Raw genomic sequence first — 12,188 nt, 5'->3', positions numbered from 1 at the left:
GTTTTTCAATGCACCACAACTTGTTTATATAGATGTAAAACGCACCCCCTATATTCTCAAATATAGCGTATTCAAGTAAGTAAACCCTGTAAGGTTTTTAGAAAATATACCCTACACGCACCCGGCCATGTAGGTCCCGCCTAAAGTGTTGGTGCCGCTTTTATTCTTTGGTAAATGTAATTTGCCCTCCCCCTTGGAACAACACCATGGTTTTTTCCGTTGGGTTAAATTGGAACTTTGCTCCGGCCTGGTCAAACTTAAATTCGTCTTTGTCCGTGGCTTCCAATGGAAAAGCGGGCTGCCCTGTTCCTTGGGCTATCAAGGTATTGCCATCTTGGGTAATGGTAATTTTCAACGGGATTTGTTCAGAGGAATACACCCCTACATATTGGGATAGGTCTTCAGCCGTTAGGTCGTAGGTTGTAAAAACAGGAATTTCGTAGGGTCTATCGTATACCGCGCTTAACACGGCAATGGAAATAGCGTTGTTGTTCATAGTTGTGCCGTTGGAAGTCAACGCATACGAAATGTTGTCGGCAGGAAAATGGGAATATACTGCGCTAAATCCGTCAATTCCCCCGGTGTGTCCATACCCAATACTGGAGTAGAAAGGAATTTGAAACAAACCAGCTCCAAATCCATCTTGTATGGTTTTCATGAGTTCCAGGCTTTCAGGTTTCAATAGTTTTCCGCCGAACAAAGCATCTGAAAACTGGGTCAAATCACTGGGCGTAGCCGTTATAGCCCCTGCGCCTAAAGGAATGGTGTAGTGCGTTTCCGGTTCTTCCTTCCAAGAACCCAAAAATTTGTACGATTTGCATTCATTAGCATTGGTGTTGATGCCTTTAAAAACATAAGTGCTCGTTAAACCAATGGGTTGAGCAATATGTTCTTGCACCAATTCAGCATAGGATTTGGCAAAGGTTCTTTCGAGAATGTAGGATAACAGCACAAAATTTGAATTGCTGTATTCGGCTTTGCTATCGGGTTCAAAGTCGCTGCCGCCATTCGCAATAATTTCTACCATTTCGCTTTCTGACTTGGGTTGAGTGTTCCAAGTCAAATAGTCGGGGTCGTTTGTAAAATTGTGTATTCCGCTTCTATGGTACAGCAAGTGCTTTACGGTAATTTTCTCTGCCTTGGGTACGGTCGGAAACCAGGTATCAATAGTTTGATTTAAGTCTATTTTCTTTTCTTCCACACCTTTTAAAACCAAAACCGCCGTAAACGATTTGGTAATGGAGCCAATTCTATACTTGGTGTTTTCGGTGGCTTTACTGTTGTTTTCCACGTCAGCCCACCCGATGGACCTCTTGTAAATGATTTCTCCATTTTTTGAAACGGCAACGCTTCCCATAAACTTGTTGTTTTTTTCAAGGGCGTTGAAGTAACTGTCCAACTTTGTCTTGTTCAGGTCTTGTGCAAACCCAATTTGACCTATGGTCAACAACAGTATGGTAGTGAAAAGTGTTTTTATCATTTTCTGTTCGGTTTTGTCCCCTCAGTTTTGTCCTCTATGGGAGTTGTTTAAATGGCGCCCGGTTTATGTTTTACAAACAATAAGGATACCCAATAGGTAAATAGGGTCAGTAGGGCTCCAATGCCTATTCCATAGCTCAAATACCAGAACCATTGCATGGCCAGTTGTCCGCCTTGAAAGGTTTCTTTTTCGGAAAAGCTGAAGGATAGGTTACCTGCAAGCAAATATGAAAGGGGAACCCAAAGAATGCCCAAAATCAGTATCATCTTAAGAACCCCGGCGAGTATTCGGTTTAGCCTTTTGGACGGTTTTCTAAGTTCTTCTACGCCCCAATATATGGTCAACGGCAATGAAATCATTCCCACCCAGGTTATAAAAGTTCCTAAAGGAATGGAATTGTCCTTATCCAAAGCCAGGGTAAGTAAAGAAGAACCGGTAACCAAAAGTAGTACCGTACTTAGGGTCAAAATCAGACTGAAATAAAAAAACATCTTGCTTCTTTTCACTTTTTCAATGGTTGTCAATTGTTTAGCTAACTTTTAACCAACTACGTCATTATTCGTTAATCAGCCTTTGGACGTCCTTCTCAATTTGGTCAGAGAATCCAGAATATTCATTTTGAACAATTCCGTTTTTATCTACTAAAAAATATGTCGGCCAACCGTGGACATCAAACATTTTCCTTAAGTCAGTATTCCCAACCAAATTTTGAAAAGTTGCACCTTTCTTTTGTACCAATTCGATTGCTCTTTCCTGATTTTCAGAAACAATTCCGATTACCATTAAATCGCTTTTGTATTTGTTTTTGATGTCCTCAACCTTTGGAAAGGCCCGTACACATGCGCCACACCAAACCTCCCAAAAATCAATCAACGTCAATTTTTCATTATTAAGTGCTACCATTTTGTCCTTGTCAAATAAATCTGGTAGTTCCAATGCCGGAAGTTTAGTATTGAGTAGTTTGTTAGGCCTTCTTTTTTCAGGTTGTATAATTGTAATAATTCTGAAATTCTTGCTTTAAATCCTTGATTGTGGTACTAACCTCATTGTTGATTTTTACTTCTTTAAATTTTGAGATAGACACAGATTTGTTTCCAAGGAAGATTGAGGTTTGTTTAATCTGAATTGGGAAAAAGTCTGTTTTGTTCAGTTCAAAAACTTTTATTCTATCAGATACATCGTAAACTGTATCGTTTTCAAATTCGAAGGCAAGCAAATAGGAACTTTCAGTTTCTGATAAGGATACTTTTTTATATACCGTATCAAGTTTAAAAATATTTCTATGGACCATTTGTCCACCAGAACGCCCAAGAAACTTAAAATGACCAGGTTCTATCCTGTAGGTTTGATTCATTTTTGAGATTTCAAACCCGTTTTCTGCATCATAAATATATTCTTTGTCAACGTCGTCTCTTTTACCATAAAAAGAAAAGCCAAATATTTTGTCGTTTTTGTCTTTTTCGATTAGTGCAACCCCAGAATTGTTCCATACTATTCCATTAATAGCAGCGGTGTCAATTCTTTGCATTCGGTACTCCAAAGAGTTTATTTTGTCCGCATTCTCGTGAAATTTTGCAATGACATAGTTTACATCAACTTTAGGTTCTTTTTTGCAACTAAAACAAAATGCTATGGCAAAGAGAATTATTAAATTTCTTTTCATGTTTTTTTAGTTTTATAGTACCTACCAGATTGGAAACCGCAATAGGCTAATAAAATCAAAAGTCCAATTTGAGATACGAACAGAATTTTAGCAAAAGTTGATAATATTTCTTCCACTGGATGCTTTTCTCCATTACTATATGAATTTTCCATTAGGCTGATGGGACGGCTAAATGCATCTAAAATAGAGATTGTCTGTCCAAAGACTAAGATCAAGGCTATGGTGGTGACAAGTAAGATTAGATTTACGGTCAAATTTTTAAACCTCCTTCTTACAATACGAAAAAGGTAGACCCAAAAGAAGGTTAGGATAAAAATCAATAGTACGAAATGAGAGTTTGCAATCACAAAATAGGTGTCGTGAATATTGATCTCCAAAGTCGCGTCTGGGTCGAATCCGTCCATTCCAAAAAGGAGAATTGTAAAAAAGATTGCAAGTCCTAGAGTTCCAATTAGCCAGTAAACTTCTTTCTTTTTCAAATTCCGAATATATTTTTATTTGAGAGCATTATGGATAAAGGTCTTGGTTATGATTTCCAATTTTGGCAAATCCAGCCTTAAAGATTCACAAGTTTGAAGTTAACCAGATATCAGAGGATTTAGAACTATTATTTGGTACTTTTTTAATCAGGGACATAATAGGAAATCAGTTCATTATTACTTTTTACAGCAACGAGTCCTAGTCCTTTTTGGTAATATCTTGTACCAGATTCCCCATTGGGATAATTCATTTCGATAACTAATAGGTTTAGAAATTCTCCTTTAGGAGTTTTAAGTTTCCCCCCTACTTTTTTAATTGTTCCGTTGCCAATGGTTTCACCGACTTTCGGGTTTACTCCAAAAAAAGCCTGATGTTTTTTCTTTACATCATTCCAATGATAAACGGTATCATTGCTTATTCGAATGTATATTCCCATCGAATTGTTGCTAAATTTCTGGGAATACAAATAATATTTTTCACCTCCCAACTCTGTCGAATCCGTGAAAGATTCCAAGTATTTTCCTTTGTACCAAGTCAACATTTTTTCTTTCCCAAATTTAATTGGAAAATAGCTTTCCGAGTTTTGTCCAATTATGATAAGAGGTAAAAATATCAATATCAGTGGCGGTATGGTTCTCCTCATATGTTTTACATGAATCGCAAACATGCGTACTCAAATATAGCCCATAAACGTAAGTATTCTCTAATAGGGTTTTTAGAAAGTATACCCTACACGTACCCAGCCATAATAATTGATATTATTGCCTGGGTAGAAAAAGCGGGGCAAGGCACCTCCAAAGCCCACCGCATTAATCAATACGCTTTGGGCGTAGCGGGTATTAAATAGGTTGTTCACTCCAGCATTTACCCCCAGTCTAAAGTTTTGGGAGATTTTGACACGATAGCCCAGTCGGGCATTAAAAACATTAAAGGATTCACTGCGCAGGGTGTTGGCATCCGTCAAGGGAATTTCGTCCACAAACTGGTGGGTCAGGTTTAGGCTCACACCACTGGTATGCCTAAAATCCAATCCAGAACTAATGCGATGGCGTGGTACCCCGGTCAAGGGATTGCCGGAAAAGTCATTGTCGCCATCTACAAAATCCACAAAACTATGGTCGCTAAAACTATAACCCACATAGGGGGAAATCAAAAGTTGTAGTGAAGGGTTCCAAGCATATTTCAGGTCCACCTCAATCCCTTGATGGCGGGTTTCGCCCGCGTTTCTGCCAATAAATTGGTCTTCGTCCACCCGCTCGGCCACCAAAAGGTTGTTGATGTTCATCCGATAGCCGGTCAGGTTGAGGAATAGTCGTTTTTTAAGGAGCACCCATTGGGTGCCCAGTTCATAACTAAACCCTTTTTCCTGTTCAATATCTGGATTGATTAGGCCATCTGGGGTCAAAGTTTCCTCTAAACTGGGATTCGAAAACCCACGACTGACATTGGCGTAAATCCGGCCTTCTGCAAATCGATATTGGAATCCTAGGCTGGGCAATAGCACCGGGTCAAAATCACGTTCCGCGGAAGTGTTGAGGTCTCCAGTATTGAACAAATCCCGAAAATCGTATTCCGTTTGGTTGTAGGAAACGCCCAATTGCCCCGAAAAAGCTTGAGTGAAATTATAGGTAAAGGTGCCAAACAGGTTCAACTGCGTCCGAAACTCTTTGTTATCGCTAATACGGTCTCCACGGAGGCTTCCATTGCCGTTGTTATCCCGAAACAGGTTCCGAAACGTACCCCATTCGTATTCGTCTTTATAAAGTTCCCCGCCAAAACTGTATTGTGAGTTGCCCCAATTGCCTTGAAAAACACTTCTCGCGCCAAATCCATTGGTGATTTCCTCTAAAATGTTGAAGGGTCGGGGTTCGTCATGGTCCAAATAGGTATAAAATACACTGGTGGTGTTCGTCAAGGAAGCATTGAAATTGTAGGTGTGATAGAGACCCACTAAGGTATAGCGGTTCTCTTCCTCACCCCGTGCTGCCAACCAATTGGCCGCTGCACGCCTTGGATTTTCATCAAAATCCTCTTGATTCAAGGTACTGGGAATCTGGGCTTCGTAGTCGATATAGTTGACCAGAACCCCCAAATTACTTTTTCTTCCCAGACCAAATTGGGTATTGAGTAATACCCCGTCCCGCAAAAAGCGATTGTTTTGTCGAAAACCATCGGTTTCCAAATGGTTGTAGCTCAGACTCAAATTGAAATCTTTCTCTTTATGGCTAAAGAGCAGGTTGTCCTTCCACATATTATATGAACCTATCGTAAAGCGATTACTGAGCTGGGTTTTGCTTTCCGCGGAAGTGGTAGTATTGAGCAGAATGGCGCCCCCCAAATTGGAACCGAATGCTGTTCCTTTTGGGCCCTTAATGACCTCGATGGAGCTGAGGTTTTCCAAATCGAAGGCTTCAATGGTGGAAAATCCGGTACCGTTGGTCACAGGAATTCCATTAAAGTACAAGCGTAGTTTATCCGTACCGAAGGGCGTCCGCGCCCCAACCCCTCGAATGGTAATTCGGTTGGTGTTTAAGGCTCCCGAGAGCAGGTATACCCCAGAAATCTGATTGAGTACATTGGGAACATCCACCGGATTGAACTTTTCAAACGTCTGGGTGTCCACCTTTGAAGAAGCGGTGATGCCCATCGCTTTTTTGGTATCCACATTTTCGGTAAGGATGATTTCATCCAATTGGGTAATGGAATCTTTTTGGATTTCCTGGCCGTTCAAAACCACTGAAAACAAAATAATCAGACTGGAGAGTCCTTTTTGTAGCGTACGTATTTTGAGAGAAGCCATTAAAATCGGAACAATTTATTTTAAAGTGATGGTTTTGCCGGTTTTGGCACTTTCCCGGGCGGCATCCAAAATTTCCATGACCAGTATATTGTTTTCCAGGGAAGACAAATCATGAGGTGGAAGCGTGATTTTCCCTTTCACCACAGCCGCCAACAACGAAAAAGGGTCGTTATAGGGTGCTTCCCTTTCCGGTAAGGTGAGTTTTTCTTCATCATACCCATCGTAGCCTTCGGCCATTCGGATACGAAGGTCATTTCGGTTATCGGCATAAATAGCCCCGGTCAAACCATAGAGCTCCATATCTTTTCGCCCAATGGGCCAGTTCCAAGAGGCCTCGATAATGGCTTGGGAATTCTCGTATGTCAAAATAATAGTGGCATCATCATCCACTTTGGGATTGTTTTCAGCTTGGAGTTGTTGGGTCACTGCCGTAACGGTTTTTGGTCGCTCCCCATGGGTGAGCCAGGTCATCAAATTCGCTCCATAACACCCAAAATCGGTGATGGCACCCCCTCCATTGGCCACTGGATCTAGCAACCAATCCAAGAACTCGCTGTTGATACCTAATTTGGCCGGCCCTCGGTGTCCATCGCGGACGATGACTTTTCGTAAATCCCCAATCTTGCCGGCTTCCAAAAATGTCTTGGCTTGGTGATTGGTGGGATACCAGGTGGTTTCGTAATTGGTCAACAAGTGGATACCATGCTCTTCTGCTAAGGCTTTCATTTTTTTGGCGTGGGCCATACTTACGGCCAGCGGTTTTTCCACCATCACATGGATGCCCTTTGGGGCACAGGTTTGTACCACCTCCAAATGGTCATAAATAGTCCCGAATGCGGTAACCGCTTCGGGTTGGGAAGCAGCTATCATTTCTTCCAGGGAATCATAGACCAAATCCATGGAAAATCCATGTTGCTCTGCATAGCGTTGGGCCAAATCGCGATTGGGTTCGGCAATGCCCACAATTTCAATATCGCCAATATCTTCCCGGCCCAAAATCCAATGCACATGGGTATGGGTAAGGCCCGCTACGCCCACCTTAAGAGGCTTTTCTTGGGCTATGGTTGGAGAGACAAGCATAATCAAACTGAGATACAAAAGGTTGACAAATTTCATCTTAGGGTAGGTTTACAGGGTATCCAAGAGGGTTTCGGTATCCAAAATGGTGGCGAATTCATCCTTTAGGTTGGCCAACTCAATTTGGTGGACCATTTCGGCCCCAATATGCTGCCCATCTATTCCTTTTTTGCTGAAAGCGGCGGTGGCATCGGAAATCAGGCGTACCTCAAATCCCAAGTTGGCTGCCATTCGCGTTGAAGTAGAAATGCAGTGCTCCGTGGTAAGTCCGGCAATTACCACTTCCTTTAGGCCTTTACTTTGTAGTTGTTCCTGCAAATCTGTCCCGATGAAGGCGCTGTTTACATTTTTCGGGATGACTGGCTCCCCGGATTCTGGAATAACCCCTTCATAAAATGCATGGGAGGGTTTGTTTGGATATAAGGGTGACTCCGGATTGGTGGAACAATGTTGAATATGGAAAATGGGCCAATTCTCTTTCCGGAAACGGTCTAAAATTTTCGCGCAATTTGCTTCAGCTTGGGGATTATTGCGCTCTTCCCCATAATATCCCGTCTCCTGAATTCCTTTTTGAATATCGATAAGTAGCAATGCTGTCATAGGTAGTCAAAGTTGACAGCAAGGTAGGGATTAAAAACGGAAACCGATGGACAATCCGCCCCGGTACATAAAGCTATCTTGAAAATCTTCTGGATTGATATTTCGGCCAAAACCGGCAAACAATTCAAGGCTGAATTTTTCACTTCGGGTGACCCATTTATTCCCGAGTCCAAGCCCTAAGGCAACGGTGCTATAATCATTGTTTCGCAAGCCAATTTCCTCCTCCGAAACTTCCTCTTCACCCGTGTAGTACAAACCGAAGGCTTCTGCAAAGAATCCACTTCTGGGCTGAAATCCAAAATAGGCCCTAAAGTTGGGACCGATTCCAAAGTTTCCATTAAAATCAGTGGCATCGTTATCAAAATAGACCGTTCCCCCAATACTGGTGTCCTCGCTAAAAAAATACTCGTAGGAACCTTCAACGGTGGTGGTGGCCAAAAACAAGCCAATGTTGAACTTAAGCTCATTGTCATTCGCAAAGGTGGGATACGCTTGGCCGAATGCTGAAAATCCGGAGCAAAGAGCTATCAAAAACAAAAATCGTTTCATGGTCAAAAATTTAAACTCGTAATGGATAATCAATTAGCGTTCCAAAAACAAAGGTAATCCGTAATGAATTCAAAATGGTTTTATGAAGCCAAGTACAATGGTTATTTTTAGTAAAAATTTCAAAATGACCATAGTTTCCTATAATGTAAATGGTATCCGAGCCGCCCTGAACAAAGGCTTTATTGATTGGTTATCGAGTGTGAACCCAGACGTGGTATGCCTGCAAGAGACCAAGGCCCAAAAAGAGCAAGTGGATGTAGCAGCTTTTGAAAATGCCGGGTACCGCCATCATTATTGGTTCAGTGCCGAGAAAAAAGGATATAGCGGGGTGGCCTTACTCTGCAAAGAACAGCCTGACCATGTGGAATACGGTACGGGTATCGGGTACATGGACAACGAAGGCAGAAACATTCGAGCCGATTTTGGAGATATTTCGGTGATGAGTATGTATTTACCCTCTGGGACCAACTTGGACCGCTTGGAATTCAAGTTGACCTATATGGCGGATTTTCAGAAGTATGCCAATGCCCTTCGAGAGAGTAGGCCCAATCTGATTGTTTGTGGTGATTACAATATTTGTCATGAGGCTATTGATATTCACGACCCTGTCCGAAATAAAAACGTATCTGGATTTTTACCGGTGGAGCGGGAATGGATAGGGAACTTTATGCAAAGTGGTTTTATTGACAGCTTTCGCCATTTCAACAAAGAACCGCATAATTACACGTGGTGGAGCTACCGGGCCAACTCCAGGGCCAACAACAAAGGATGGCGTTTGGATTATGGAATGGTGGCTGATTCGCTGGAAAATAGATTAAAACGTTCGGTAATTCTTTCAGAAGCCAAGCATAGCGACCATTGCCCGATACTGCTGGAAGTGGAAAAATAACGAAGGGGTAAAACCTCTTCCAGAACTATATCTTATTTTTGAGGCTTTCAAATTGAAAATTGCATGAAATACACCAGAATTCCCCATACCAAAATCAGGGTAAGTAAGATTTGTTTGGGCACCATGACCTTTGGTCGCCAGAACAGCGAGGCAGAAGGGCATGAACAAATGGATTATGCTTTAGATCAGGGTGTCAATTTTTTTGATACCGCCGAGTTGTATCCGGTTCCAGCCAAGAAAGAGTTGTATGCGGTTACTGAGGAATTTATTGGAAGCTGGTTTAAGAAAACCGGTAATCGGGATAGAGTGGTGCTGGCCTCGAAAATTGCAGGAAGAGCAGAGTTTACCAAACATATCAGGACTACGGGCTTTAGCCGGGATTCCATCATCCAAGCGGTAGAGGGAAGTCTGAAGCGCTTGCAAACGGATTATATCGACCTGTACCAGTTGCATTGGCCAGAACGCAACACCAATTATTTTGGGCAACGTGGATTTGACGCTCATGCTTTGGATATGTGGGAAGACAATATTCACCAAGTGCTGGAAACCTTAAGAGATTTGATAGCCGAGGGGAAGATTCGACATGTGGGTCTGTCCAATGAAAGCCCTTGGGGGACCATGCGATTTCTGGAAGAAAGCAAAGTGCATGAAAGTTTACCCAGAATGCTCACCATACAAAATCCTTATAGTTTGCTCAATCGCTTGTTTGAGGTAGGACTTTCCGAAGTTTCCATACGCGAAAGTATAGGACTTTTGGCTTATTCTCCGCTCGGATTTGGGGTGCTAAGCGGGAAGTATTTGGATGAAATTCAACCCAGAAAGGGGAGAATCACCCTGTTCCCCAACTACAACAGATATAGTGGACCTATCTCAGTGGAAGCGACCCGGAAATACAATGATTTGGCGAAAGCACATGGGTTGAGTTTGGCACAAATGTCCTTGGCCTTTGTGAATACTAGACCTTTTGTGACCAGCAACATTATCGGGGCTACCACTATGGAACAGTTGAAAGAAAACATTGAAAGTATTGATGTTGACCTTTCCGACGAGGTTTTGGATGGCATCGAGGAAATTCATAACGCTATTCCTAATCCGGCACCTTAAAGAACCGTTTACTCATTAAGATTGCCCAGTTACTCAAACTGGGTGGAATAATTATTGTGGTTTGAATACTATTACTATTCAAAATCCAGTAATTATGAAAACGGCTTATTTTCTTCTTTTTAGTATTTGGGGAGCAGTTGCTTTTTCCCAAGAATTTAAAACCTACGAAAACGGACTTATTTATTCACCTTACGCTATGGAAAAGCTTAAGAGGATGGTCGGAGAGAAAAATGAAGAATTTAGAACCTGCGAACTTTTACAAGAATATATTTCGGTTGAACAGACAAGAGGAAAGGTTTTTGTACTGAAAAAGCCTAATATTAAAAAACTTCGTGAAGAGTTGCAGAATGCAATTACACTGGATCAGTTTGTAAAGAAATACGGAAAACATGCTGAAGACCAACTGCACCTACTCACAAAAACGCATTATACAAATTATGAAAAAGAAAAGATTATTGGAATTAGTGAACAGCCGGATGGCAGGCGGATGGAAATGTTGGAATCTGACTGGGAAAATTCGAAATCTAAATGTTGGGTATGGAACCTTTCAAACAAGGAGTATGTTGAAGTAGCTTATTTGGAAGATGAATTTTCCTCACAGAATATCCCTAATCGTTACGCCAAAATGGTACAATACACCGAGTGTTTAATTGACACCACAAGTCAAATTTTTAATGAAGACGCATCCAGAAATAGATGGTCATATGGTGAAGACGATACTAAAGTATTACAGAACAAGGTTTCAAGGCTCATTGATAGTAAGTATACAAAGAAGGAACCCGTTATGGATTTAAAGGAAGACTCCTCTGTGGAAGATATCAAGGCTGCCTATGAAAAACAAAGAGAATGGGAAGTAGATAAAAAGCGATTCGTGGTTAAGGTCCTTTCGAAAAATCAGGAATTTATGGAGTTGTTTGAAAAAGCGTACGAAGAAGCCTTAAAAACCAAAAACTCAGATGACTATTTTGAATATTATGTTGCGCACGTGTTGTCGCCCGCAAAAGCTTTGAAACTTAAACGTAACCGGGTGGTTGTTGGACAATGTAGTATGGATAACAGCCCTCGAATACATGCTATGAATATTGCTCAATTGGCGGGAGAATCCTTGGATTGGGATATTTTTCTTCGAGCACATTTAAATGTGATGAATGATCGCATGGACCGCGTTTCAGATGGAAGTTGGGCTTGGGAGGATAGAGAGACCTACATAATGGAACTGGAAAAATTGAATATCGATGTCCCAGATCTGTTATTGGGCATTGCATTTCGTGCAAAGAATGTTCCTGACGGGCATTATTTTGGAAGCATTGGTCGTTTGGGCAGAGCCATTGCGGAAAGCAAGGATAAGTCATTTTTCAAGAAAGATTTGCCTGTAATTATAGCTGACGAAAACTTGGATGATTACAATAGGTTGCTAATGTTTTATTTATATGATAACATGTCCTATTATGAGGATTCTTCAGAAGGGAAAAACACCTACGTAAAAAATAGGAAGGAGGCGATTAATTTGTTGCCAACATATATGCAAAGTATTGTAAGCAACTAA

13 protein-coding genes are annotated in these 12,188 nt (G+C 41.5%); 3 read left to right on the top strand and 10 right to left on the bottom strand.

The genetic code is table 11. From position 1 onward, the window contains the following. Positions 1 to 160: 160 nt before the first annotated feature. The 10 genes from ACSLUF_RS16560 to ACSLUF_RS16515 form a co-directional block, all read right to left on the bottom strand. Positions 161 to 1,480: a serine hydrolase domain-containing protein gene (locus ACSLUF_RS16560; RefSeq protein WP_435623773.1), complete on the bottom strand. Its 1,320-nt coding sequence runs from the start codon at positions 1,478 to 1,480 to the stop codon at positions 161 to 163. 47 nt (positions 1,481 to 1,527) lie between these two features. Next, the gene (locus tag ACSLUF_RS16555) at positions 1,528 to 1,986 is read right to left on the bottom strand and encodes a hypothetical protein (protein WP_435623772.1); all 459 of its coding nucleotides are present in this window, start codon (positions 1,984 to 1,986) and stop codon (positions 1,528 to 1,530) included. Between the two features lie 49 nt (positions 1,987 to 2,035). Next, entirely contained in the window at positions 2,036 to 2,416 is a 381-nt protein-coding gene (locus tag ACSLUF_RS16550; protein WP_435623771.1) for a TlpA family protein disulfide reductase, read from the bottom strand. A 43-nt stretch (positions 2,417 to 2,459) separates the two neighbouring features. Next, complete coding sequence (locus tag ACSLUF_RS16545; protein ID WP_435623770.1) at positions 2,460 to 3,143, bottom strand: hypothetical protein; 684 nt, start codon at positions 3,141 to 3,143, stop codon at positions 2,460 to 2,462. After that, positions 3,140 to 3,622 (bottom strand): hypothetical protein, encoded by a 483-nt coding sequence (locus ACSLUF_RS16540; protein ID WP_435623769.1) that lies wholly within the window; start codon positions 3,620 to 3,622, stop codon positions 3,140 to 3,142. Before ACSLUF_RS16540 ends, ACSLUF_RS16545 begins: the two co-directional genes overlap by 4 nt. Before the next feature lie 143 nt (positions 3,623 to 3,765). Beyond that, positions 3,766 to 4,266, bottom strand: a complete 501-nt coding sequence (locus tag ACSLUF_RS16535) for a hypothetical protein (protein ID WP_435623768.1) — start codon at positions 4,264 to 4,266, stop codon at positions 3,766 to 3,768. Between the two features lie 72 nt (positions 4,267 to 4,338). Beyond that, positions 4,339 to 6,423, bottom strand: a complete 2,085-nt coding sequence (locus ACSLUF_RS16530) for a TonB-dependent receptor family protein (protein WP_435623767.1) — start codon at positions 6,421 to 6,423, stop codon at positions 4,339 to 4,341. 15 nt (positions 6,424 to 6,438) lie between these two features. Further along, complete coding sequence (locus ACSLUF_RS16525) at positions 6,439 to 7,539, bottom strand: Gfo/Idh/MocA family protein (protein ID WP_435623766.1); 1,101 nt, start codon at positions 7,537 to 7,539, stop codon at positions 6,439 to 6,441. A gap of 12 nt (positions 7,540 to 7,551) precedes the next feature. Beyond that, a complete protein-coding gene (locus ACSLUF_RS16520) occupies positions 7,552 to 8,100 on the bottom strand; it encodes a cysteine hydrolase family protein (protein ID WP_435623765.1) in 549 nt (182 codons plus the stop codon). 30 nt (positions 8,101 to 8,130) lie between these two features. Continuing rightward, entirely contained in the window at positions 8,131 to 8,649 is a 519-nt protein-coding gene (locus tag ACSLUF_RS16515) for a hypothetical protein (protein WP_435623764.1), read from the bottom strand. 124 nt (positions 8,650 to 8,773) lie between these two features. Here ACSLUF_RS16515 and ACSLUF_RS16510 point away from each other — a divergent pair, with 124 nt between their 5' ends. The 3 genes from ACSLUF_RS16510 to ACSLUF_RS16500 all read left to right on the top strand — a co-directional run bounded on the left by ACSLUF_RS16510 (position 8,774) and on the right by ACSLUF_RS16500 (position 12,188). Next, positions 8,774 to 9,538 (top strand): exodeoxyribonuclease III, encoded by a 765-nt coding sequence (locus ACSLUF_RS16510; protein ID WP_435623763.1) that lies wholly within the window; start codon positions 8,774 to 8,776, stop codon positions 9,536 to 9,538. A gap of 63 nt (positions 9,539 to 9,601) precedes the next feature. Next, a complete protein-coding gene (locus ACSLUF_RS16505) occupies positions 9,602 to 10,642 on the top strand; it encodes an NADP(H)-dependent aldo-keto reductase (protein ID WP_435623762.1) in 1,041 nt (346 codons plus the stop codon). Positions 10,643 to 10,736: 94 nt separating this feature from the next. Next, a complete protein-coding gene (locus ACSLUF_RS16500; protein ID WP_435623761.1) occupies positions 10,737 to 12,188 on the top strand; it encodes a hypothetical protein in 1,452 nt (483 codons plus the stop codon).

Source organism: Flagellimonas sp., assembly GCF_965601775.1.
GTDB lineage: Bacteria > Bacteroidota > Bacteroidia > Flavobacteriales > Flavobacteriaceae > Flagellimonas.
This window is presented reverse-complemented; position numbering and strand designations above follow the sequence as displayed.